The sequence below is a fragment of the Amycolatopsis sulphurea genome (assembly GCF_002564045.1).
GTDB lineage: Bacteria > Actinomycetota > Actinomycetes > Mycobacteriales > Pseudonocardiaceae > Amycolatopsis > Amycolatopsis sulphurea.
Map to the genome: position 1 here is coordinate 4,525,195 of NZ_PDJK01000002.1, position 24,017 is coordinate 4,549,211.

General features: G+C 69.9%; 19 protein-coding genes and 1 pseudogene. 5 read left to right on the top strand and 15 right to left on the bottom strand.

Annotated elements, in window-relative coordinates; genetic code table 11:
* Positions 1 to 69: 69 nt before the first annotated feature.
* Together ATK36_RS26815 and ATK36_RS26820 are read left to right on the top strand one after the other, a co-directional pair.
* A pseudogene (locus ATK36_RS26815) lies at positions 70 to 922 on the top strand (TIGR03619 family F420-dependent LLM class oxidoreductase).
* Positions 923 to 1,155: 233 nt separating this feature from the next.
* Entirely contained in the window at positions 1,156 to 1,710 is a 555-nt protein-coding gene (locus tag ATK36_RS26820; protein ID WP_211291967.1) for a glycerol-3-phosphate responsive antiterminator, read from the top strand.
* Position 1,711: 1 nt separating this feature from the next.
* On the opposite strand, the gene ATK36_RS26825 is transcribed toward ATK36_RS26820, so the two are convergent.
* The 4 genes from ATK36_RS26825 to ATK36_RS26840 form a co-directional block, all read right to left on the bottom strand.
* Entirely contained in the window at positions 1,712 to 3,070 is a 1,359-nt protein-coding gene (locus tag ATK36_RS26825; RefSeq protein ID WP_098514009.1) for an FGGY-family carbohydrate kinase, read from the bottom strand.
* Entirely contained in the window at positions 3,070 to 4,515 is a 1,446-nt protein-coding gene (locus ATK36_RS26830; protein WP_098514010.1) for an FAD-binding oxidoreductase, read from the bottom strand. Before ATK36_RS26830 ends, ATK36_RS26825 begins: the two co-directional genes overlap by 1 nt.
* Positions 4,516 to 4,544: 29 nt before the next feature.
* Entirely contained in the window at positions 4,545 to 5,327 is a 783-nt protein-coding gene (locus ATK36_RS26835; protein ID WP_170069919.1) for an SDR family oxidoreductase, read from the bottom strand.
* A gap of 793 nt (positions 5,328 to 6,120) precedes the next feature.
* Positions 6,121 to 6,918 carry a MerR family transcriptional regulator gene (locus ATK36_RS26840; RefSeq protein ID WP_098514012.1) on the bottom strand — a complete coding sequence of 266 codons (798 nt, stop codon included), beginning with the start codon at positions 6,916 to 6,918 and terminating at the stop codon, positions 6,121 to 6,123.
* 149 nt (positions 6,919 to 7,067) lie between these two features.
* Here ATK36_RS26840 and ATK36_RS26845 point away from each other — a divergent pair, with 149 nt between their 5' ends.
* The gene (locus ATK36_RS26845) at positions 7,068 to 8,975 is read left to right on the top strand and encodes a S9 family peptidase (protein WP_098514013.1); all 1,908 of its coding nucleotides are present in this window, start codon (positions 7,068 to 7,070) and stop codon (positions 8,973 to 8,975) included.
* A 112-nt stretch (positions 8,976 to 9,087) separates the two neighbouring features.
* Here the strand turns inward: ATK36_RS26845 and ATK36_RS26850 are convergent, their stop codons facing one another.
* The 11 genes from ATK36_RS26850 to ATK36_RS34865 all read right to left on the bottom strand — a co-directional run bounded on the left by ATK36_RS26850 (position 9,088) and on the right by ATK36_RS34865 (position 20,858).
* A complete protein-coding gene (locus ATK36_RS26850) occupies positions 9,088 to 9,852 on the bottom strand; it encodes a maleate cis-trans isomerase family protein (RefSeq protein WP_098514014.1) in 765 nt (254 codons plus the stop codon).
* The gene (locus ATK36_RS26855; protein WP_098514015.1) at positions 9,849 to 10,895 is read right to left on the bottom strand and encodes a 2,5-dihydroxypyridine 5,6-dioxygenase NicX family protein; all 1,047 of its coding nucleotides are present in this window, start codon (positions 10,893 to 10,895) and stop codon (positions 9,849 to 9,851) included. The genes ATK36_RS26850 and ATK36_RS26855 overlap by 4 nt, the downstream gene beginning before the upstream one ends.
* A 29-nt stretch (positions 10,896 to 10,924) precedes the next feature.
* Complete coding sequence (locus ATK36_RS26860) at positions 10,925 to 12,427, bottom strand: isochorismatase family protein (protein ID WP_098514016.1); 1,503 nt, start codon at positions 12,425 to 12,427, stop codon at positions 10,925 to 10,927.
* Entirely contained in the window at positions 12,417 to 13,064 is a 648-nt protein-coding gene (locus ATK36_RS26865; protein WP_098514017.1) for an SRPBCC family protein, read from the bottom strand. The genes ATK36_RS26860 and ATK36_RS26865 overlap by 11 nt, the downstream gene beginning before the upstream one ends.
* Positions 13,061 to 13,567 (bottom strand): (2Fe-2S)-binding protein, encoded by a 507-nt coding sequence (locus ATK36_RS26870; RefSeq protein WP_098514018.1) that lies wholly within the window; start codon positions 13,565 to 13,567, stop codon positions 13,061 to 13,063. The genes ATK36_RS26865 and ATK36_RS26870 overlap by 4 nt, the downstream gene beginning before the upstream one ends.
* Positions 13,564 to 15,960 carry a xanthine dehydrogenase family protein molybdopterin-binding subunit gene (locus ATK36_RS26875; RefSeq protein ID WP_098514019.1) on the bottom strand — a complete coding sequence of 799 codons (2,397 nt, stop codon included), beginning with the start codon at positions 15,958 to 15,960 and terminating at the stop codon, positions 13,564 to 13,566. Before ATK36_RS26875 ends, ATK36_RS26870 begins: the two co-directional genes overlap by 4 nt.
* Positions 15,961 to 15,997: 37 nt before the next feature.
* A complete protein-coding gene (locus tag ATK36_RS26880) occupies positions 15,998 to 16,855 on the bottom strand; it encodes an FAD binding domain-containing protein (RefSeq protein ID WP_098514020.1) in 858 nt (285 codons plus the stop codon).
* The gene (locus ATK36_RS26885; protein ID WP_098514021.1) at positions 16,852 to 18,243 is read right to left on the bottom strand and encodes an MFS transporter; all 1,392 of its coding nucleotides are present in this window, start codon (positions 18,241 to 18,243) and stop codon (positions 16,852 to 16,854) included. Before ATK36_RS26885 ends, ATK36_RS26880 begins: the two co-directional genes overlap by 4 nt.
* Positions 18,244 to 18,282: 39 nt before the next feature.
* Entirely contained in the window at positions 18,283 to 19,551 is a 1,269-nt protein-coding gene (locus ATK36_RS26890; RefSeq protein ID WP_098515208.1) for an FAD-dependent monooxygenase, read from the bottom strand.
* A gap of 450 nt (positions 19,552 to 20,001) precedes the next feature.
* The gene (locus tag ATK36_RS26895; RefSeq protein WP_387000202.1) at positions 20,002 to 20,502 is read right to left on the bottom strand and encodes a MarR family winged helix-turn-helix transcriptional regulator; all 501 of its coding nucleotides are present in this window, start codon (positions 20,500 to 20,502) and stop codon (positions 20,002 to 20,004) included.
* A 26-nt stretch (positions 20,503 to 20,528) separates the two neighbouring features.
* Entirely contained in the window at positions 20,529 to 20,858 is a 330-nt protein-coding gene (locus ATK36_RS34865) for a sulfatase-like hydrolase/transferase (RefSeq protein WP_141544590.1), read from the bottom strand.
* Between the two features lie 257 nt (positions 20,859 to 21,115).
* Here ATK36_RS34865 and ATK36_RS26900 point away from each other — a divergent pair, with 257 nt between their 5' ends.
* Together ATK36_RS26900 and ATK36_RS26905 are read left to right on the top strand one after the other, a co-directional pair.
* On the top strand, positions 21,116 to 22,147 hold the full coding sequence (locus tag ATK36_RS26900) for a LacI family DNA-binding transcriptional regulator (RefSeq protein ID WP_245915216.1): 1,032 nt from the start codon (positions 21,116 to 21,118) through the stop codon (positions 22,145 to 22,147).
* Positions 22,144 to 23,943 (top strand): glycoside hydrolase family 2 protein, encoded by a 1,800-nt coding sequence (locus ATK36_RS26905; RefSeq protein WP_245915217.1) that lies wholly within the window; start codon positions 22,144 to 22,146, stop codon positions 23,941 to 23,943. Before ATK36_RS26900 ends, ATK36_RS26905 begins: the two co-directional genes overlap by 4 nt.
* The last annotated feature ends 74 nt before the right edge of the window (positions 23,944 to 24,017 follow it).

A 24,017-nucleotide genomic window follows, 5' to 3' on the forward strand; every position in this document is an offset into this window, starting at 1 on the left:
GGAAGTTCCCGCCGGCCGCACCGACCGGCCGATGGCCGGGTGGACTGGAACACATTATGGTCCCGCGGCATGCGGTTCTCGCTGTCGATCGCGATGAACCCGCTCGGCGAGCTGGCGCGGGCGGCGGAGGAGGCGGGGTTCTCCTCGATCGTGCTGCCGGATTCGCTCTTCTACTCCGAACAGGGCTCCGCCGGCTACCCGTACACGCCGGACGGCAGCCGCTTCTGGGACGCGGACACGCCTGGGTCGACCCGCTGGTGACGACCGCCGCGACGGGTGCGGTGACCGAGCGGATCGAGTTCTGCACCTCGGTGTTGAAGCTGGGTTCCCGCAATCCGGTGCTGCTCGCCCGGCCGGTTGCCTCGGTCGCGGTGCTGACCGGCGGCCGGTTCGGCATCGGCTGGGCGCCGGAGGAGTTCGGATGGTGCGGCGCGCCGTACGCGCGGCGCGGCAGGCGGTTCGACGAGGCGATCGAGGTGCTGCGGCTGATCCTCGACGGCGGGATGGCCGAGTACCACGGCGAGTTCTTCGACTTCGGCAGGCTGCAGATGAGCCCTGCTCCGCCGAAGCGGGTGCCGTTTCCCATCGGCGGGCACGCCGACGTGGCGCTGCGCCGGGCGGCCCGGGTCGCGGACGGGTGGTCGTCGGCGATGATGACGCTCGACCAGTTGCGCGAGACCATCGGCAGGCTGAAGGTCCTGCTCGCCGAGCGCGGGCGCGAGCACGATCTGTTCGAGTTCCAGGCGGGGTGCGTGGACCGGTTCGGGCCGGCGGTTTCCGCGAGCAGGAGGCGGCCGGGGTGACCGACGCGAGCACCATGCCGTGGGTGTTCGAGGGGCTCGGCTTCGACGCGGCGGCCGGGCCGAAGATGGACGCGATCCGCAGGTTCGGCGAGGAGATCATCGCGAGGTTCGAGGGGTGACCGGGGAGCTTGCGATCACTGGAGCGGTGCAGCGGGTACCCGGTCGCAGAGCAGCGGTGGTTGGCGACGAGCGTGGATACGCGACGGCGGCGCAGGCTCGGTCCGTTCCCGCTGCGTCCGCACCTGACTGGGGTTAGTGGGGGTCCGTCCGGTACTTGACAGGAACGGCCGTCGCCGCGTCGGCAAGGACCGCCTTTCCTTGGCCTGCAGGGCATTCGTGTCATAGTGGGACTGTGCGTGAACTCCTGCTGGACCACCCGGTCGTCGCGAGTGTCAAGGACGAGGCGGGGCTGGCGGCCGCCGTGGCGTCCGGGCCGCCGGTGGCGTTCCTGCTCTTCGGGTCGATCCTGACGCTGCCCGAGCTGGTGGGGCGGCTGCGTGCGGCGGGCAAGACCGTGCTGGTGACCGTGGATCTCGTCGAAGGGCTGGTCGGCCGGGACATCGCGGTGGACTTCGTGGCCCAGCAGACAGCCGCCGACGGGGTGCTCAGCAGCAAGGCCGCGCTGGTCAAGGCGGCCAAGGCCCGCGGGCTGCTCGCGGTGCACCGGTTCTTCCTCGTCGATTCGATCTCCTACCACAATTTCGGCCGGCAGCTCGCGATCTCCCGGCCGGACTACGTCGAGATCCTGCCGGGCTGCGTGCCCCGGGTGATCACCTGGCTGAAGGCGGACACCGAAGTGCCGGTCATCGCCGGCGGCCTGGTCTGCGACAAGGACGACGTGCTCGCCGCGCTCGGTGCGGGCGCCCTGGCGATTGCGACGTCCAATGTGGACGTCTGGGCGATGTAGCTCACTGCCGGGCCAGCCAGCCGAACAGCGGATCGGTGTAGCCGCGTACCTGCTCGTACGTCTGTCGCAGCCGCCGGTACAGCTCGTGGGTGCCCGGGTCCGGGGCGAATCGCACGCCCGGCCGGACCATCGCCGTCACGGCTTCGTCGAATCCGGAGTGGACACCGAGGCCGACCGCGGCGCAGATCGCCGCGCCGAGTTCCGCGCCGCCTTCGGCGCGGCGGGCGGGTTTGCCGAAGGCGTCCGCGACGATCCGCATCAGCACGTCCGATCCGGCGCCGCCACCGGAGACGAGCACCTCGTCGAATTCCGTGCCCAGTTCCGCGGCCATCGCGGCGCCGTTGCCGCACAAGGTGAGCGCGATCGCTTCGAGCACCGCGCGGTACAGGTGGAACCGGCCCTGTCTGCCGTCGAAGCCGAGGAAAGCGCCCTTGCGGTCGGGCGCCTCGACCGGGGCCAGCCAGTCGAGTACGGCGATCAGTCCCTCCGAGCCGGGCGGCACTTCGGCCGCGCCCGCGTTGAGCGCTTCCTCGTCGCCGAGCAGGTCCCGCAGCCAGCTGACCGTCCACATGCCACGCCGGATACCGTGGCTCTCGTAGAGGTACCGGCCGGGACGGCAGGCGAAGTTCGTCCAGAACGCCTTGGCGTCCGGGACATTCCGCGAACCGGTGGTCATTCCGGCGATGTAGGTGCCCAGTGACAGCAGCAGGGTGCGGTCATCGGCGAGCCCGCTGCCCAGCGCCTCCACCGCTTTGTCGTTGGCGGTGGCGAACACCGGTGTGCCCACTGACAGCCCGGTGTGCGCGGCGGCCTCCGTGGTGACCGTGCCGAGCAGCTCGCCCGGATCCACCAGGTCGAACAGCATCTCCCGGGGAATGGCCGGTTCGTCCACCCAGGACCAGGTGTCCGTGTCGATCGGCCACACGCCTTGGTAGTTCGCCGCGGTGTCGCGGAACCGGCCGGTCATCCTCGCGGTGATGTACCCCGAGGAGGCGCTGACGTAACGCACTTCCGGGTTCGTGGGCTCATACGGCCGGGAGACGCGCTCGTCCATCCAGCTCAGGACTGGCTGGGCGAGCGTGCCGTCGGCCCGCAGCAGCGCCCGGCAGAACCGGATCGTGCACAGCCCGACGCCCGCGATGTCTTCGGGGCGGCCGTCGAACGAGGCGAGCGCGGCACGGGTCGCCGCGCCGATCGAATCCCACAGGTCGTCCTCCGGGTGCTCGACCACGCCGGGGCGCGGGGTGTCGTTGGGACGCAACGGAACCCGGGCACTGGCCCGGGTCACCCCGCGCTCGTCGAACACGGTGACCTTGGTGCTCTGCGATCCGTTGTCGATGCCGAGCAGGTACCGCGTCATCATCGTTCCCCGGCGGGGAAAACGGTGCCCGGGTTCATGATCCCCTTCGGGTCGTAGACCTCCTTGAGCCGGTGCAGGATCGGGTACGCGGTGCCGTGCTCCTGTTCGGTCCACTGTGTACGGTACTTGCCGATACCGTGGTGGTGCACCATGGACCCGCCGCGGGCCAGCGTTTCCTCGACGATGATCGCGTTGAGCGGGATGTGGTATTTCGTGATCTCCTCGCGGGGCTCGCAGGTGATCCGGTAGTCGTAGACGAAGTACATGTTCGTCCCGTTCTGGTAGCTGTGCGAGGAGTGCCCGCCGAGCATCGTGAGATCTTCGAAATGCGGGTATTCCTTGGTGATCCGGGAGATCACCGCGTCGTAAATGTCGCCGATCACCGACCAGTTCGCGGACACCTCGGTGGTGTAGCCCAGGCGATGCTCGGCGAGCATGGTCGCCTGTTCGGCGCGGATCTTGTCCGGTCCCCAGTTGAGTTCGTCGAACCACTCGCGGATCAGCTGCGGGTCCACCTTCTCGTGCCGGTATTCTCCGACGATCTCCTCGATCGCGATGCTGGTCGCTTCGGCGAGGGGCGCGGGTCCTTCGGCGAGGAACACCGCGACGCATTTGCCGTCCGCGAAATGCGAGAAGTGCTGCGCGGCGTCCTGTTCGGAATAGACCCGCGCGACCGACGGGCGGTAGCCCTCGGTGATGACTTCGCGCAGCAGCTCGATTCCGGTACGCACGTCGTCGATCAGGTAACCGTGGAAACGGTTGTTCTCCGGTTGGTATGTGAACAGCTTCACGGTGACTTCGGTGACGTAGCAGAGCGCGCCCTCATTGCCGATCACCACGTGCCGGATGTCCGGCCCGGCGGCCCGGCGCGGCACGTTCTTGATCCGGCTGACGCTGCCGTCCGGGAACACCGCCTCCAGCCCGACCACCATGTCCTCGATTCCGCCGTACAGCGTGGAGAACTGGCCGATCGACCGGGTCGCGACCAGCCCGCCCATCTGGGCCAGCGGCTTGGACTGCGGCGAGTGGCCGGTGGTGAGGCCGAGTTCCCGCGCGCGTTCCTCCAGCATCCGCAGCGGAACCCCGCACTGCGCGGTCGCCAGCATGTCGACCGGATCGAGGTGCACGATCTCGTCCATTTCGGACCCATCGAGCACCACCGTGCGGTCGAAACTGGTCTCCAGCCCGCCTTCGGTGCCAGTGCGGCCGGTGCGCGGCACGATGTTGACGCCGTGCTCGTTCGCGAACGCCAGCACCGCGGCGACCTGTTCGGTGCTGCCCGCGCGCACGACGGCGATCGGGAACGGGCCGTCGTAGATGCCGTGCACCGCGGTGTATTTCTTGAACCGGTCGACGCTCGCCTCGCGCAGCAGCTGTTCGTCGGTGTCCACGCGGTCCGCGCCCACGAGGTCGCGCACCTGGTCGAGGATGGCGGTGGTGTCCATGATTTCCTTTGCTCCGTCAGGGTTTCGGTTCATCGGGTGAGGTAGCCGCCGTCGACGGTGAGGACGTGCCCGTTCACGTAGTCGGAGGCGCGGCCGGCCAGGAAGACCACCGCGCCCATCAGGTCGCCCAGCTCGCCCCAGCGCCCGGCCGGGATGTGCTCGAGCACGCGCTGGTTGGCGACCGGGTCCGCGCGGGTCTGCGCGGTGATCGGGGTGGCGAAATAGCCGGGCGCGATCGCGTTGCACTGCACGTTGTGGGCGCCGAGTTCGTCCGCGTAGGCGCGGGTGAAGCCGACGATGCCGTGTTTGGCCGCGGCATAGGCGGGGGAGCCCCGGCCGCCGAGGAAAGAGAACAGCGAGGCGATGTTGATGATCTTTCCGTGGCCCTGCGCGACCATGCGCGCTCCGGCCAGCCGGCCGAGTTCGAACGGCGCGGTGAGGTTCAGTGCGAGCATCGGATCCCAGTGCTCCCGGCCGAATTCGGCGACCGGCGCGAGCTTCGAGATACCCGCGGAGTTGACCAGGATGTCGACCGAACCGAGCCGGTCCACACAGGACGCGACGACCTCGGCGGGCGCGCCGGGGGCGGTCAGGTCGATCTCCAGCGTCTCCAGCCGGGCGCCGGCCTTCTCGACCAGCTCGCGGGTCTCGCCGTCGTCGTCGGTCACGGTCGGCGCGAAGACGTTCGCCCCGGCCTTGGCCAAGGCCACGGTGAAGGCGCGGCCGAGGCCGGTGTTGCCCCCGGTGACCACGGCAGTGCGGCCGTGCAGGGAGAACAGGTCGAGGGAGAAGTCCCGGATTTCCAACGCCAATCGTGCCTTTCTGCTCGACGCGCCCCGGAACGGTTTCTCGCCGCGGGTATTCCGGGAACAAAAAAAGAGAACAGTTTCCCCGTTTGTGCCAAGGGGTTACTGTTCTCTGCGTCTCTAGTAACATGATTTTCAGTTGTGGTCGGCAGCGTAACCACGGTCGCCGCCGAGTGTCAAGACGGCGCCGTGATTTCCGGGCGGTCGCACCGGCCTGGCCGGGCCAGGGGTCCCCCGGCCGTCTCGCCGCCTGCGCCTGCGGCCCGTTCGCGGGCCGACCGGGTGGGCGGGATGCTCGGGTGGTCCGCGCAGTTCGCGTTCGCAGTTGCTCGTGCCCCTGCGCCTGGTGCCCGCCTGGGGTGGTCGGCTCAACCCGGTGACGTCGATGGTCAGCGAGTACGCCTGGACTCCGGCGCCCGGCTGTGGGACATCGCGCTGGTGCTGGCCGGGGCGGGTTCGTTCGCGCTGCTGGTGCCGTTGCGGCGCAACGGGATCGGTCGCCGTCGCGGCCTTCGCACTGTGGTCTGTGAGCATTCTCGCGGTCGCGGTGTTCACCACGGCCCCGGCAAAGTTGGTCGAGGGTCCGTGATCAGCAGAGAGAGCCGTGGCTGCCCGACCGGTTTCGGGTCCGTGAAGGGGCCCTTCACAGCCCGCCGCAGCGGCGCAGGGCCTTGCGGCAGAGTGCCCCCGGTGCGCAGCCGGGAGGACGGGACGATGGCCGTGGCGGTGGTCGTGCTGCTCGCCCTGGCCGGCTACGGCTGGCACACCTTGCTGACCCGGGTGGAGGTGGCCCCAGTGCTCAGCAGGGCGGTGCTTCCGGGATTGCCTTCGGGACCGGGCGCGCGGCATCCGCTTCGGCTGAGTGCAGCGGGTCCGTCTGCTCGATCACCTTCTCCATCCGGCGGAGCACGTCGAGCTGGGCCGGACGGTAGAGGTCCTTGATCGCGCGCTCCACGGTCTGGGCGGCGAACGGGCCGCCGTGGGGCGGCTCGCGCCCGATCTCCCGCAGCTTCGGATGCCGTTCGACCAGTTCGCGGGTGACGAGGGCCATCCGCTCGGCGAGCGCCTGCCGGGTCGCTTCGTCCGCGTCCTCGGGCAGACTCTCGAACTCTGCCCGGGTGGGGTCCTCCGCGGTGTCCTGCAGCAGCCGGGCGAAGGCCTCCATGGCATGCTGGCCCAGTACCCGGGACAGGACCACGAGCAACGAGCGGTCGGCGTCGCTGAGGTCGGCGTCGAGGGCGGCGATGGCCAGCTCCGGGGGCAGGTCCGGGGCGGTCGACTCGCGCAGGAGGAACCCCAGCTCGACCCGGGCGCGCTGCAGCCGGGTGATGGTCGCGGAGAGCTCCGCGTCGAGTGCGTTCAGTGCTTCCTGCGGATGTTCGTCGTCTTCGCCCATCTCCGCGATCTGGGTGAGGGAGAAGCCGAGTTCGCTGAGCCGCTTGATCCGCAGCACCCGGACCAGGTGCGCGACGCCGTACTGTTTGTACCCATTGGGCCGCCGGGACGGCTCGGCGAGCAGGCCTACGTCATGGTAGTGCCGTACCGTACGCAGGCTCGTCCCGGCGAGTTCGGCTATCTCGCGGGTGCTCCAAGCCATGATCGTCCTCTCGTTCCGGTCATCCGGCCCCAGTGAAAACCATGCCGTTGCGGCATAGTCAACATGTGACCTCCGTCACGATAGGTTTCTCTTGAGTGTGCCCCGACGGCATGGACTCTGCTGTAAGCACCCAGCGGAGGGGAGACCGGATGACCGTGCAGACCTTGCCGAGGCTCATCGACGTCGCGGAGTTCTTCGCCGACCCGGTGTTCTCCACCGCGCAGCTGTCCCCGGACGGGGCGCGGGTCGCCTACCTCGCGCCGGCGCACGGCCGGATGAACGTGTGGGTGCGCGGGATCGGCGAGGAGCACGGGGACGCGCGATGCGTGACCGACGACGCCCGGCGGGGGATCACGGCGTTCTGCTGGAGCGACGATCCGGGCAGCCTGCTCTACCGCGGGGATGCCGACGGCAATGAGGGCTGGCACCTCTACCGCGTCGATCTGGACGTGCCCGGGGCGGAGCCGGTGGATCTGACCCCGCTGCCGCCCGGCTGCCGGGTCTCGGCCTTCACGCTGCTGCCGGGCCTGCCGGGCATTCTGCTGGTCGCGATGAACGGCGGCGCGCTCGCCTTCGGCTACTACCGGGTCGACATCGCCACCGGGGAAACCGTGCTGCACCAAGAGATCCGGGAGCCACGGAGCACGTTCCTGTTCGACGCCGCGGGCACGCCGGTCTTCCGGGAGGCGCTGACCGAAGAGGGCGTGCGCGAGTACTACGCGATCGACCGGGTGAGTGGCGCGGAGCGGTTGCTCCGGCGGGCCGGCGGGGCGGAACACCCGCTCGGCGTGCACCCCGTGCTCGCCGAGCCGGACGGGACGGGGCTGCTGCTGGGCAGCTACCAGGACACCGACGATCTGCGGCTGGTCCGCGTCGACGCGGAGACCGGCGAGGAGACCGTGGTCGCCGCGGTAGCCGGGCACAGCCTGTGCGAGCTGGGCACGGTCGCGGCCGGTGTCGCTCATCCGCCGTCGGTGCTCACCAGCCGGCACACCGGGAAGGTTCTCGCGGCACGGTTCGTCGGCGACCGGCCGCGGATCGAGGCGCTGGACCCGCATTTCGCCGAGGTGTACGCGGAGCTGGCGAAGCTGTCCGACGGGGTGCTGGCCGCGGTGTCCTCGGACCGTGCGGAACAACGATGGGTCGCGACGTTCAGCCACGACCGCGCACCGGACCTGACCTACTTCTACGACCATCGCACCGGTGAAAGCCGGTTGCTGTTCCGCCCGTACCCGCATCTGGATCCGGCGGAGCTGGCGCCGATGACCGCGGTCTCCTTCCCCGCCCGCGACGGCCTGCCCCTGCACGGATTCCTGACTCTGCCGGTCGGGGTCGAGCCCACCGCGTTGCCGTTCGTGCTGCTGGTGCACGGCGGCCCGTGGACGCACGACAGCTGGCGGTACGACCGCGAAGCGCAAGTGCTGGCCAACCGCGGTTACGGTGTGCTGCAAGTGAATTTCCGAGGTTCGACCGGGTACGGCCGCCGCCACCTGACCGCCGCGGTCGGCGAACTGGGCGGGAAGATGCACGACGACCTGATCGATGCCACCGAATGGGCCGTCGACCAGGGATACGCGGACCCGGACCGCCTCGGCATCTACGGCGGTTCTTACGGCGGCTACGCGGCTTTGGTCGGTGTCACGGTCACTCCCGATCATTTCGCCGCCGCGGTCGACCACGTCGGCATGGCCAACCTGGTGTCGTTCACCGACGCGATGCCGTCGATCCTGCGCCCTTACCTGTGCGCGAACTGGCACCGTTATGCGGGCGACTCGGCCGACCCGGTGCAGAAGAAGGAACTGCTGTCCCGCTCGCCGAGCACGATGGTCGACCGGATCCGCACCCCGCTGCTGGTCGTCCAGGGCGCGCGCGACGCCCGGGTGCCGAAAGCGGAATCCGACCGCATCGTCGGCTCACTGCGTGCCCGCGGGGTCCCGGTCGACTATCTGGTCGCCGATGACGAGGGACACGACTTCCGGAACCCGGAGAACCTGATCCGGATGTTCCGCGCGATCGAACGGCATTTCGCGGATCACCTCGGCGGCCGTTCCGGCTGAGCCGAACCGCGCGTTCTCACCCGCTCCAGCTGAAGTCTGTGAAGGGGCCCTTCACGGACTCAGAGTCTGTGAAGGGCCCCTTCACAGCATTTCCGGGCGGCTGGGGAGGGGCTTACGCCGGGAGAGTCTTGCCGCTGAGGAGCCGGCCCGCCCCGGGGACCTCCGGCCGGAGCCCGAGTTCGCTCAGGATCCGGAACGTCGTGGCCGTCGCCGCGGAGAGTACCGGGATCCCGACCGCGTCCTCGACCGGCTGGATCGAGGGCAGCGACGGCATCTGCACGCACGCCGAGAGCACCAGCGCGTCCGCCCGGGCGAGGTCGAGCTTCCGGTAGTGCTCCCGCAGATCGGCCGGATCGAGCCGGGCCACCGCGAGGTTGTCCGGCACTTCGAGGGACAGCGAATCGACCACCTCGACCCCGGCGTCCTCCAGGTACGCGACGACAGCCTGGGTGAGCGGCTTGAGATACGGCGTGATGATCGCGACCCGTTTCGCGCCGAGAGCGGCGATTCCGGCCAGCAGCGCGCCCGCGGACGAGATGACCGGCGCGCCGGCGCCCTCCGCTCGCAACGCAGCCGTGATCGCATCCTCGGCGGTGCAGTGATAACCGGGTCCCTGCGCCATGATCGCGACCAGGCACGCGGTGGCCACCACGTCGGGCCGGGCGTCGGCGAGTTCGGCCGCCGCGCGTTCGGACTGCGCGTTCATCGCCTTCAGCTGCTCGGGCGTGACGTGCTGCATCCGCGCCCGCGCCGCGTGGAACACGAAACGGTCCTCCGGGTACCGCTCCTCGCGCGCCCGCAGCATCCGTGGCAGCTCGGTCTCCATGGTGAGGTTCGAGCTGGGCACGATCAGCCCGACGTGGTGGTCCCGGCTCATCGCTGCGCCACCGGCCGCATCTCGGGCACGGTCAGCGCGCCCGCGTCCACGATCAGCTCTTCGTCGAGGTACAGGCTGTTGCCCCGCATCGGGATGTCGAAGTGGCAGGCGGTGTCGTTCGGCCCGCCCAGCTCGTTGTTCGGGCCGATGGAGAACATCACGTTGCCGTAGAAGCTGCGCAGCTCCATGCCCATCCCGCCGGGGAACTGGGTCAGCCCGTGCCAGTGCGCCCGCTCGTCGAGACCCCAGCCGACGTGCGACATGCCGTAGCCGCGCGGGTCGTGGAAGGACTCGATGTAGCTGCGCAGCAGATCCGCGTCCAGCCCGGAGGATCCGGCGCCACCGCGGATGTCGCGGATGAAACCCTGCTCGATGGTCAGCTCGACCGGGGTCTGCACATAGGTGTTGAACGGCAGCAGCACGTCACCCGGGGCGAGCACGATCTTGCCGTCCACCCCCTCGTCGGAACCGCCGGTGAAAACGAACGCGGCGGGCCAGTGGTCCCACCGGCCCGGCTGGTCGGTGTAGCCGTACTCGCTCAGTGTCGGGTAGACGCCCAGCTGGTAGGTGACGTCGGTGCCGTGCGGGCTGGTGATCCGCATGGTCTTCGCCTTCGCCAGCAGCTCCGCGCCGATCTCGACGCGCTCGCGCAGCTCCTTGGTCGGCATCAGCCGGGCCAGCAGCTCGGGCGGTTCGATCGCGGTCAGGATCCGGGTGCCCGCGGCCTGGATCGCGAACTGTTCCTCGCTGAAGAGCAGGAAAGTGCAGTCCACCACCATGTCCGCGGCCTTCAGCGCATCGACCGCGAGCGGCAGCCGGGCCAGCCCCGAGTCGCCGACCGCCCACGCGCCGGACGCGCTCGCGGGCGAGGGTAGCCGCACGTGATAGGTGGCTGCGCCGAGCTGCTGCGCGGCCCAGAGGAACGCGTCCGCGTACTCGGCGCGTTCGCCGCCGCGGGTCAGGACGACCACGGTCTCGCCCTCATGTACCGCGGAAAGCCGCAACTGCTGCAGGCAGATGTCGTTGAACAGGTTCTGATCCATTTCGGCCTCCAAGGTTATCCGAACACGTACTATTGGGCCGGCAGCAGCGCGCGGAGGGCGCGCAGGGCTGCCGAGGGCTGATCCCAGAACACCATGTGCCCGGCGCCTGCCACGCCGATCAGCCGGTGGCGCGGGTTGCTGCGGCCGAGTTCGGCCACGTCCGTCTCGGTAACGACCGGGCTTTGCGTGCCGAACAGCAGGGTCGTGGGCAGCGTGAGCTTTGTCCACAGTGGAAGGAACTGCTCGGACTCGAACCCGGCGTGCGTGCCCGCGATCGCGGCGGGGGAGCAGGAGGCCAGCCAGCGCGCCCGCAATTCCTGCTCCCGGCGGGGCCAGGTGGGCCAGTGCGTGGCCACCTCGTCCGCGTCCGTGCCCCGGCGGGCCTGTTCGAGCTGGGACAGGAACGTCGCCAGCGTGGTCGGGTAGGGCCGGTCCGGGCCGCTCATCGGCGGGTCCACCAGGATCAGGCCGCCGAGCGCGGGCCGGCCGGACACCGCGACCTGCGCAGCGATCCGCGCGCCCATCGAATGCCCGAGCAGGATCGGCCGCTGCAGGCCGAGTTCGTCGAGCACGGCCTCGACGTCCGCCGCGTACGAGGCGAGGTCGTACCCGTCCGGCGGGCCGTCGTCGGAAAGCCCGCGGCCCCGCAGGTCCAGGACCAGCGGCCGGACCAAATCGGTCAGCTCGCGGGCGACGAAATCCATGGTCACGGCCGGGCTGGTGATCCCGGGCAGGATGACCAGCGGTGTCGCGTGGTCCGGGCCGTAGTCGAGCAGATGCAGCCGCAGATCGCCGGATCGGACCCACACGCTGGTCGCTTCGAGGTCGGCCAGCGCAGAGGGCGTGAGCAGCCGTTCGTTGCCGGCGAACGCTATCCGGGCCGGCCTTTCGGGAGCGAGCACGGACCGGCCTTCGGCCAGCGAGACGACGTCGGCGTACTTGGCCTGCAGATCGAACAGCGCGGCGTCGTGTGGCCCCTGCGCGCGATCTCCGCAGGCCTCCGCGACGACGAGCGTGTCGAAGCCGGACTGCACGCTGTCCACCGCCGTCGCGCGGACGCAGCCGGACGTGGTGGCGCCGCAGACCACCACGGTGTCCACATGCAACGCGCTGAGCAGCGCGGCCAATCCGGTGCCGTGGAAGGCTGACGCGCCCTTCTTGACGATCAGCTGGTCCGAGTCCCGTCGTTCGAGCCGGGGGTCCAGGGCGACCTCTTCGCTGCCGTCGAGCAGGCTGCGCATGCCGGGTGCTTTGCGCAGCCAGGCAATCGAGTCCACTTCGGACGGTGCGTAGCCGATCGCGGTGTAGATCACCGGCACCCCGCTCGCGTGTGCGGCCCGGACGAGTTCACCCGCAGCGGCGACCTCGGCGGAAAGGTCCGCTCCGGTAGGGAAATCCGGTTCGGTGAAGCCGCGGGTCAGATCGACCACGACGAGCGCCGGCCGATCCCCGCGGGGTACCTTCGCGCCGAAGCCCGCGCGGGCGTATGTGCGGTCGGTCTCGGCTCCGTGGAGTCCTGGGTCATCGGTCACGGCGCAGCTCCTCGATCAGCTTGTCCTGGGTGCGGATCCGCCCGAGCAGCCAGCCCTGGAACAGCCCGAGCGCACCTGCCGCGGCTATGGCGAGATAGCGTTTCGCCTGCGGTGAAAGGAACATCGCCAGACCGTCGAGCGCTTCCGGGGCCGCGGTCGGTGCGGGGGCGGTGGTCGCCTGGGCCGGGCCGCCGCCGGGGTGCAACAGCCCGGCGAGGTTCCGCGCGAACTGGTCGAGGATCCGGTTCGACACCGCGCTGATCGCGCCCTTGCCGAACTGCGCGATCTTCCCGCGGATGACCAGATCGGTGTGCAGCTTCAGCACCGAACCGCCCGGCGCCGCCTCGATGGTGACGGTGACGTCCGCCTCGGCGTCACCGCTGCCGTGGCTGTCCGCACCGCGCGCGGACAGGCGCAGCCGGCGTTCGTCCCGGGCGACCTCGGTGAACCGGACCTTGCCCGAGTACGCCGCGCTGACCGGGCCGACCTTCACCTTCACCTTGCCGAGGTAAGCGTCGCCGTCCTGGCCGTCGAGCGTCGCGCCGGGCAGGCAGCCGGCCATGCGCTCGACGTCGTTGAGCAACGCGAACACGGTGTCCGGATCGCCCGGCAGGTCGAGGGTGTTCTCCAGGATCATCGGACTGCCTCCGGTTCGGGATCGGGCCGGTCCGCGCGGCGGCGGGCGGTCGCTTCGATCGCGTCGACGATGGTCTGATACCCGGTGCAGCGGCAGAGATTCGCCGACACCGCTTCCCGGATCTCTTCGCGCGAGGGTGCGGGCTGCTGGGCGAGGAACCCTTCGGCCAGCATCAGGAACCCCGGCGTGCAGAACCCGCACTGCAGGCCGTGTCGCGCGGAGAATTCCTGCTGCAGATCGCTGGGTTCGGCCGGCGTGCCGAGCGATTCGACGGTCCGGATCGCGTAACCCTCGGCCTGCACGGCGAACATCAGGCAGGCCCGCGCCGGTTCCTCGTCGAGGAGGATTGTGCACGCGCCGCACACCCCGTGCTCGCAGCCGACGTGCGTGCCGGTGAGTTCCACTTGGTGCCGCAGCACGTCCAGCAGCGTCCACCGTGGCTCGACGAGCAGCTCGTGTTCTTCGCCGTTGACGTTCAGGACGATCAAGTGCTTGCCGCTCATACCGGGGTGCCCGCCTTCTCCGTCCGGTCCGCGCCGGTGAGCGCCGTCAGCACCGATTCCGGGTGGATCGGTGTGCTCTCCAGCTGGACACCGGTGTGCCACAACAGATCGTTGACCGCGTTCAGCACGGCCGCGGGGGCGCCGATGGTGCCGCCCTCGCCCGCGCCCTTGGCACCGCTCTCGGTGAACGCGCACGGGGTTTCGAGATGGTCCACGGAGATGTCCGGGATCTCCGCCGCGGTCGGCACCAGGTAGTCGATGAAGCTCGCCGCGGAAGGCTCGCCGTTCTCGGCGTACCCGACCTCCTCGAACAGCGCGCCCGCGATGCCCTGGGCGATCCCGCCGCGCGCCTGTCCATCCACGACCTGGGGGTTGATCACCACCCCGCAGTCCTCGACACAGGCGTAGCGCAGGATCCTCACTCCGCCGGTGCCCGGATCGGCCTCGACCACCACGGCGTGCGTGGCGTTGGAGAACGTGCCGTCACCCGGGACGTCGAACGCGGCGGTGGCGGTCAGCGTCGGCGGGGTCTCCTTGGGCAGCAGGTGGCTGCGCAGGTAGGCGACGTCGGCGAGCTCCTCGAAGGTCATCCGCTGGGCGGGGTCGTCGAGCCGGATCACGCCGCCGTCGCCGTCGAGTTCCACGTTCTCCACGCGGGTGCCCAGCAGATGCGCGGCGATCACGCACAGCTGTTCGCCGAGCCGGGTGGCCGCGGTCGCCACCGCCGAACCGCCGATGGTCACCGACCGCGAGGCGAAGGTGCCCCAGCCGTAGGGGATCCGCTCGGTGTCGCCCTGGCGCAGCTTGACCTTGGCGATGTCGATACCGAGCCGTTCGGCGACGAGCTGGGCGAACGTCGTCTCGTGCGACTGGCCGTGGTTCATCGTGCCGCTGGTGACCACGACCGAACCGGTGAGGTCCATCCGGATCTCGGACAGGTCGAACCCCGGGACGACGGACATCTTGCGCTTGGCGAACGCTTCCGAACCGTAGCCGGTCCGCTCGGAGAAGCAGCTGTAGCCGATGCCGATGTGACGGCCCTCGGCGGCGGCCTGCTCACGCAGCTCGTACCAGCCCTCGTCGCGCAGGATCTTTTCGCCCAGTTCCAGGGATTCCAGGTAGCTGCCCGGGTCATAGGTGACGTTGTTGACGCCGTGGTAAGGGAATTCGGTGATCAGGTTGCGGCGGCGGATCTCCACCGGGTCGAGCCCGAGCCTGCGCCCGGCCAGATCCATGATCCGTTCCATCACCATCACGTACTGCGGCCGGCTGACCCCGCGGTACGGCGCGGTCGGCGCCTTGGTGCTGGTGATCGCCCGCGCACGCACCCGGTAGGCCGGAATCCGGTACACCGACGGCATTTCCGCCGCCGCCATCAGCGGCTCGATGCCGACGGTGAACGGGTAGCAGGAGTAGGCGCCCATGTCGCAGACGATGTCCGCGTCGAGTGCGATCAGCCTGCCCTCGGCGGTGAACGCCGCACGCGTGCGGTATCGCTGTTCACGCGCGAGGAAACCCGCGGTGAGCGCGTCTCGCCGGTCTTCGATCCATTTCACCGGACGGCCGAGCCGCTTGGCGGCCGCGGCCACCGCGACTTCTTCCCGCCCGACAACGCATTTCTGGCCGAAACCCCCGCCCATGTCCGGCACGGTGACCCGCACCGACTGCTCCGGAACGCGCATGGACCGCGCCACCACCGTGCGGACCTGGTGCGGTACCTGAGTGCAGGTCTGGACCAGCAGCTGCTCGTCGCGGTCGTCCCAGGAGGCGATCGCGCCGCGTGTCTCCAGCGGCAGGGCGTTCTGCCGGGCGCTGGTGGTGACGAGTTCGATCACGCAATCGCTGTCCTCGAACGCTTCGTCGACGCCCGGAGTGTCGAATGAGGTCACGTCGAGCAGCACGTTGCTCGCTGCCTCTTCGTGCACCAGGGGAGCATCCGGTGCCAACGCGGCTTCTTCGGTGACCACTGCGTCGAGTACGTCGTAGTGCACGCGCGCGGCTTCGATGCCGTCCTCGACCGCGTATGGATCCTTCGCGACGACGATGGCGACCGGCTCACCGACGAAGCGCACCTTGTCCCGGGCGAGGATCGGCATCGTGGTCGGCGTGAACTCCTCGGGCGGCCGTTCGAGGAGCGCGACGATATCACCGAGTTCGAGGTCGTCCGCCGAGTACGCAGCGACCACGCCTTCGACCTCGCGTACCGCGGTGAGGTCGATCTCGCGGAGCCGGCCGTGTGCGACGGTGGCCCGCACGAACCCGGCGTGCAGCAACCCGGGCAGGTGGATGTCGTCGAGGAATCGCCCGCGGCCGGTGACCAGACGCGGGTCCTCGCGTCGCCGCACCGGCGCGCCGATCCAACGGCCACGGCGGCCGTCGAACTCCGCGTTCACGTCGCCACCTCCGAAAGGAGGACGGACATGATGCTTTTCATGCGTTCCCTCCGTTCTGCCAGGCTCGGGTGAGGCTGCGCGTGACCAGTGTTCTCGTCAGTGCGCGGCGGTAATCCGCGCTGCCCGCCGCGTCGCTGGGCGGGTCGATCGCCTCGGCCGCGGCCCGTCCGCACGCGGCGAACAGGTCCGGCCCCGGCTCCGCCCCGGCGAGTACCTCTTCCGCTTCGGGCACCCGGATCGGCGCGGGTGCGACCCCGCCGAGCACCACCCGTCCGTCATCCAGCGACACCGCGGCCGCGACCGTGGCGAAATCCCCGGCCCGGCGGGCGAACTCGGTCAGCTCCGCCCGGGGCGACGGCCGGGTGAACCGCACCTGCGTGACCACTTCGTCCGGCTCGACGGCGGTGGTGTAGAAGCCGTGGAACATCTCGCTCGCCGGGATCTCTCTGCGTCTGCCCGGGCCTTCGGCGACCACCACCGCGTCCAGCAGCAGGGCGAGCAGGCACCACTCCGCGGTCGCGTCGCCGTGCACGAGACTGCCGCCGACCGTGCCGCGGGACCGGATCGGCAGGTGCCCGACGTAACGCATGGCCCGGCTCAGCACCGCGAACCCCGCTCCGAGCCCGGCCAGCTCGACCTGACGATGGGTGACCATCGCGCCGAGCCGCAGCCGCGCCCCGGTTTGCTCGATCGCGGTCAGCTCCGGCAGCTCCCGCAGCCGGCCGAGATCGACCAGATCGCTGGGCCGGGCCAGCCGGAAGTTCATCATCGGCAGCAGGCTCTGCCCGCCGGCGAGCAGCTTCGGCTCCCGCCCCCGCGCGGCGAGCCCGGCGAGCAGGCCCAGCGCGTCGGCGACGTCGTGCGCCCGGTGGTACTCGAAAGCGGCAGGTTTCACGGATTGACCTCGAGGACCGGGGCCGCCGGCTCGGCTTCGGTGGTGATCCGGTCCAGTTCGCGGCCGCGCGTTTCCGGCGCGGCGAAGAGCATGAACAGCACCGCTGCGACGACCAGCACACCCAGGAGCGCGAAGGTCAGCGGCAGCCCGAGCACCGGCCACAGCACACTGCCGAACAACAGCGGGGCGAATCCGGTTACCGCCCGGCTGGCCGAGGAGGCCCAGCCGAACCCGGACGCGCGCAGCTCCGTCGGGTACAGCTCGGAAACGTAGGCGTACATCACCGGGATCACCACCAGCGAGAATAAGCCGAACGCGGCGATCGCCGCCACCGCCGCCCCGGCCGAACCCAGCACCAGGGAGAAGATCACCAGCGTGACCGCGGTGAGCGGGCCGGCCACGGCGATGATCCGCTTGCGGCCCACCCGGTCCACCAGCAGGATCGCGATCGCCACACCGACCACTCCGAGCGCGTTCATCAGCGTGGTCGAGCCGAACGCGGCGATCTCGCCGAACCCCTGCGCCCGCAGGATCGAGGGCATCCAGCTCAGCGCGGCGTAGTAGACCAGCATGACCGAGACGAACAGCGCCCAGGCGACCCCGGTGATCCGCGGATTGAACGTCCACACGCGACGGAGCTGGTCGACCGCGGCGAACAGGCCGCGGCCACGGGTGTCCTCGACGACCGGCGGCGGGATCCGGTACGGCTCCGGCTTCGCACCGGTGCGGGCGACCAGATCGTTGATCACCAGCCGGGCCTCCGCCTCGCGGCCCTTGCGCACCAAGTACAACGGTGACTCCGGCACCCCGCGGCGCGCCCAGAACAACAGCAGCGCGGGCAGGATCATCAGCACCAGCATCCAGCGCCAGTTCCCGGAGACCGGCAGCAGCAGCGTCGCCGACGCACCGGCCAATGTGGTCCCGATCGGCCACCATCCGTCCATTGCGGACAGTACCCGGCCACGCTGGCGCCGTGGCGAGAATTCGCTGACGATCGCGTAGTCCACCGGAATACAGCCACCGAGCCCGACCCCGGCGAGGAACCGCAGGGCCAGGAACACCTCGATGTTCGGCGAGAGCGCGGCGAGCACCGAGAAGAAGGCGAACAGCAGCAGCGTGATGCTGAACGCGCGCTTGCGGCCGATCCGGTCCGCGACCGTGCCCCAGGCCACGGCGCCGACCGCCATGCCGATCAGGTTGGCCGTGGCGACCAATCCCTTTCCCCCGGCGGACAGGCCGAATTCAGTGCCCACCAACGGGGTCAGGAACCCGTTGAGGGCGACGTCCCAGGCATCGAACATGTAGCCGAGGCCACCGATCAGGAAGATCTTCCCTTGTACCCGCCATCTCCATGGCAGGTCCTGGACGACCTGGTCTCCGGTACGCATGGCTTGCTCCTTTGCGAAGTGTGCGTGGCCGTTTGCCGGTCAGCGGGCGAATTGGTAGTGGATGGATTCGTTGTCGGGGTCGCGCAGCGGGGTGCCGTTCCACAGCCAGTCGTAGGACACATCGGACTCGCCGTCGAAACTGCGCAGCTTCTCGTCGCGCTCGCGTTGCTCGGGACCGTCGGGCAGATGGTAGAAACGCATGTTCTGCAGGGAGGCGTCCTGCACCATCCCGGCGTGCTTGGCCCGGCGGTGCACGTAGCGCGCGAGTGCCGCGTCGATGCCGTCCCGGGTGACCTGGCCCAGCTCCTCGGCGAGCACGGCCGCGTCCTCCATCGCCTGCGAGGCACCTTGTGCCTGGTAGGGGAGCATCGCATGGCACGCGTCGCCGAGCAATGCCACGCGCTCGTCCACCCAGACCGGATCGCGCCGGCGCCGGTACATCGCCCAGACCGAGACGTCGTCCTTGGCCTTGACGAGCATGGTGGGCACCCGGTCGTCCCAGTCGGCGTACTCGGCGGCCAGCTGCTCCGCGGTGGCCGGCGCGCTCCAGTCCCGGGCGACGTTTTCGGTGCAGGGCACGATCGCGACCACGTTCAGGTACTCGCCGCCGCGGATCATGTAGTGCACGAGATGCTTGCCCGGCCCGTACCAGATCGTGGAGTGGTAGCGGTCGAGCAGGAACCGGGTGGCCGGGTCGGCGGCGATCAGATCGCCCGGGATCAGCGCGCGGTAGGCCATTTCCCCGGAGAACGCGAGCGTATCCTCGAAACCGGCGAGATCCCTTACCGCGGAACGGATCCCGTCCGCGCCCACCACGACGTCGCCGGCGAACCGCCGCCCGTCGGCCGTGCACACCGCGGGCCGCTGCGGGTCGGTCCGGTCCAGCCCGGTCACCCGGGCGTCGGTCGCCAGCTGCACCACCGGTCCCGGTCCGTCCGGGTCGACGCAGGCGTCCAGCAGCACGCTGTGCAGATCCGCGCGGTGGTAGTGCCAGTAGGGTGCGCCGTACTGCTCGACGACCCGCTGCCCGAGCGGCAGCTGCGCGATGATGCTGCCGTCCGCCCAGCGGCGCCGGACCTGGTCCTGCGGTTCGCACCGGATCCGCTCCAGCCGCGCCCGCAGCCCGAGCCCGAGCAGGATCCGGCTCGCGTTCGGCGCGGTCTGGATACCCGCGCCGATCTCGCCCAGCTGGGGCGCCGCCTCCACGACGGTGGTCCGCAGACCCCGCTGCCGCAAGGACAACGCCGCACAGAGACCGCCGAGCCCACCCCCGGCGATCACCACCTCGAAGGACTGCTTGGCCGTCACGAGCACCTCCCGTTCGCCGCCGTTACGCGGATAATCCGAACACGTATTATCCGGATGCGCAATAGTTGACGGGAAGTTTCCGGTGGGGCGGGCAGGTGGGGGATGTCCGGAGTGGAGGGCCTGCGCAGGTGCCGGGGGGGGGCTGTGAAGGGCCCCTTCACGGACTCTGAGTCCGTCAGGGGCACCTTCACGGACCCGAAACCGGTCGGGCAGCCACGGCTCTGTCTGCTGATCACGGGTCCTCGACCGACTTTGCCGGGGCCCTGGACTCTGAGTCCGTGAAGGGGCCCTTCACGGACTTGCCCGCGAGAGGTGGCTGGCGAGCTGCGTCGGGTCAAGGCTTTCGGGGCAACCGCGCTCGCCGGTGGCGGTGCGGGGGCGGGGCAGCACCACCGGGACCCTGGCCCGTCGGCCCCAGCCCCGCCGACCCCCCGGCCGCTCAGACCCCGGTCAGAGTTCAGGCTGTTCGGCGACCGCTTCCCACAGTTGCCCGAGGTCGTTGAGCAGTTCGGCGACCTCCTCGCGCCGGCCGGGCGGGCAGTGGCCGAGGAGGACCTCGTCCAGCCGGCGGGTGCGGTGGGTGACCTCGCGGAACGCCTCGGCGCCCTGGTCGGTGAGGGTGAGGACCTTCGCGCGGGCGTCGTGCGGGGCGGGGCCGCGGGCGATCAGGCCGCGTTTTTCCAGGCGGCGGCATACGTCGGCCATGGTCGAGGTGTCCAGGGCGACGGCGTTGGCCAGGGAGGTCTGGTCGTGGCCGGGGTAGGCGCGCACCGCGGAGAGCACCGCGAACTGCGGGCCGGTCAGCACCGGGTCGACATGGCGGTTCCACGCCGCGAGGTAGGCCTGGTACATCCGCCGGGCGCCGTAGCCGGGCGCGGTGGCAAGGTCGGGCGGCACCGGGGGACTGGCCCGGCGCCGTGGCCGCGCTCCGTGTTTCGCCGATCCGCCCACTGCTGTTGACATTCCTCGAACCCCCGTCACTCGCTGCGAACGCGCCCCTGACCGCTCCAATGGTACGCCTCCGGATCAACTGGCCGGATCCACCCGGTCACCGCTGGTATGTCCACATCGGACTTCCAAGGGTGCGGCCCGCATGGCAAGGGCCGGCGGGCGGGCCGGTACGGATACCGTGTCCGATCACCTGGGCTGCGGATGGTCAGCGGGACCCGGCAGAGCACCTCGGGAACCTCCGGCCCCTTGCGTACCAAGCCGTATTCGCCCACGGAATCCCCGTGGTCGGCAGTGGTTACCAGCAGCGTGTCGTCGAGCAGGCCGCGCTCGGCGAGGAACACCGTGAACCGCTGGATCTAGAGGCCGAAGTCGACCACTCGAAGGTCGCGCCGATGAAACCGGCGACGGCCACCCGTCGCAGGGGAGCGCCGGAGGCCGGGCCGTCCGCCGCGGCGGCGCGCCTCCAGCCGAGTGGAGAGCGGGGCGGCGGACCCACCACCGATTACAACGTTGTAAGCCGAACGGCGCCGAGAGTCAACCGTCCAGCAAAGATTTCCCGGGATGGTAGATGGTGTGTTGCGATCAGGTGGTACAACGTTGTAACCTTCCCGGCGTGGGTGGACGAGTCACGTTGCAGGACGTCGCCTCGCGGGCCGGGGTCTCGATCAAGACCGTGTCCAATGTGGTCAACGATTTCTACCGGGTGGCCCCCGGGACGCGGCTGCGCGTGCAGGCGGTGATCGACGAGCTGGGCTACCGGCCGAACCTGTCCGCGCGGCAGCTGCGGGCGGGGCGCACCGGCGTGATCGCGCTCGCCGTGCCCGATCTGACCGCACGATACTTCGCCGAGCTGGCGACCGCAGTCATCGCGCAGGCCCGGCGGCACGGCATGACAGTGCTGATCGAGCTCACGAATGGCGAACGCAGTGTCGAGCTGGCTATGGCGCGCGGCCTCGGGTCCACCTTGCTCGACGGCGTGATCCTCAGCCCGCTGGCGTTGAGCCAGGCGGATCTGTCCGGCAAGCCCGGCCGGGTTCCGGTGGTGCTGCTGGGCGAACGGGACTATGCGCACACCTTCGACCACGTGCTGATCGACAACGTCATGGCCGCTCGGGAAGCCACTGCGCACCTGCTGGCGACCGGCCGGAAACGGGTCGCGGCGATCGGCGCGCAGCAAGGCCCCGCTTCGGCGACCGCGCATCTGCGGCTGCGCGGCTACCGGGAGGCGGTGCAGGCGGCCGGCACGCCCGAGCTGGTCGCCCCGGCCGCGCAGTTCTCCCCGCAGGCAGGCTCCGACGCGATGCGTCGGCTGCTTGCGTTGCCGGAGCCGCCGGACGCAGTGTTCTGTTTCAGCGACATGCTCGCGCTCGGTGCGCTGCGGGCGGCGCACGAAGCCGGCGTCCGAGTGCCGCAAGACCTCGCGGTGGTCGGCTTCGACGACACCGAGGAGGGCCGTTACGGCGTGCCTTCGCTGACCTCGGTCTCGCCGGACAAGCCGGAGATCGCCCGGCAGGCCGTGGCCCTGCTGGCCGATCGCATCGAAACCGACGGCCCGGCGCGCAAACCCGTGCGCACCGAGGTCGGCTACGAACTCGTGGTGCGGGAAAGCTCCGCGCCCGCCCGGACGGCGAAAGGAACTCTGTGACTGACCCGGTGCACCCCCGCCCGCAGCTCGTCCGCGCGCACTGGACCGACCTTTGTGGACAGTGGCGGTTCGGCTACGACGACGCCGGCGAGGGGTGGGACGGGCACTGGTGGCGAGACCCGGCGCACTTCGATCGGACGATCACCGTGCCGTTTCCGCCGGAATCGCCGGCGAGTGGCATCGGGGACCGCGCCGAGCATCCGATCCTGTGGTACCGCAGGGAGTTCCGGGTCGCGCCGGGACTGGGGGAGCGGGTGCTGCTGCACTTCGGTGCGGTCGACTACCGGGCCACGGTGTGGGTCAACGGCCAGGTCGTGGTCTCGCACGAGGGTGGGCACGTCGGCTTCCACGCCGACATCACCGCCGCGTTGCAACCGGCCGACGAGGAACAGGTCGTGGTCGTGCGGGCTGAGGACGAGCCCCGTGATCCGGCACAGCCACGAGGAAAGCAGCACTCCGGCGACGCGCCGACCGACATCTGGTACCACCGTACGAGCGGGATCTGGCAGCCGGTGTGGCTGGAGACCGTGCCCGCCCGGCGGGTCGAATCCCTTCGCTGGACGCCCGAAGTGAGCGAAGGCAGTGTCGCATTGCGACTGTGCGCGCGGGGGAAGCGGAACGACCTGTTGGCGGCCCGGGTGGTACTCCGCCTCGGCGAGGAAATCCTGGCGGACAGCACGTTCCGGGTGCCCGAAGGCGGTGAGCTGACCGAACGTATCGCGTTGCCCGCGGCGAGGGACAGCAGGCGGAGCGGCCGGTTGCTGTGGAGTCCCGAGCATCCGGCGCTGATCGATGCCGAGATCACCCTGCTGCACGACGGCGCCGCCGCCGACACGGTGCGCAGCTACTTCGGTTTCCGCGAGGTCGGCACCGGAGACGGGCATTTCCTGCTCAACGGCCGCCCGTACTTTCTGCGCATGGTGTTGGAACAGGGCTACTGGCCGGAAAGTCACTTGAGCGCACCGAGCGCGGAGGCGTTACGCGAAGAGGTCGAGCTGATCAAATCGCTCGGCTTCAACGGGGTCCGCATCCACCAGAAGGTCGAGGATCCGAGGTTCCTGTACTGGTGCGATCGTCTCGGTCTGGCCGTGTGGGGGGAGATGCCGAGCAGCTTCGCCTTCTCGCCGGCCGCCATCGGCCGGTTCGGTCGCGAGTGGACGGAAGCCGTCGAACGCGATGCGAGCCATCCGTCGATCGTTACCTGGGTCCCGGTGAACGAGAGCTGGGGAGTGTCCGAAGTGGCCACTCGTGCGGACCAGCAGGACTATGTGGCCGCGCTGTACCGGCTCACCCGTGCTCTCGACCCGAGCCGCCCGGTCATCTCCAACGACGGCTGGGAGCACGTCAGCAGCGACATCTGGACCGTGCACGACTACGCGCCGACCGGGAATGTCCTCAAGCGACGCTACGCCGACCCGGCCACGATCGACGAGGTGCTGCGGACGATCCGGCCCGGCGGGCGGCGCCTCCACCTCGGCGACGTCCGGCGTACCGGACAGCCCATCATGCTCAGCGAATACGGCGGTGTCAGCTACGCGGCCGACGACGAGCTTTGGTACGGCTACAGCACCGCGCGCTCGTCCGAAGACCTCGTCGAGCGTTACCGCGACCTCACCGGCGCGCTGCTGGATTGCGCTGCGGTGGCCGGGTTCTGCTACACGCAGCTGACCGATACCGAGCAGGAGACCAACGGTCTGCTCACCGCCGCTCGCGAGCCGAAGGCCGATCCCGCCGTGCTGCGGGAGATCACGTCGCGGCCCGCGGTGGTCCGTGAAGGGCCCCTTCACGGACTCTGAGTCTGTGAAGGGCCCCTTCACAGACCCGAGACAGGTCCGGCGCACAGCGCGAGGTGGTCGCGTATCTCGAACGC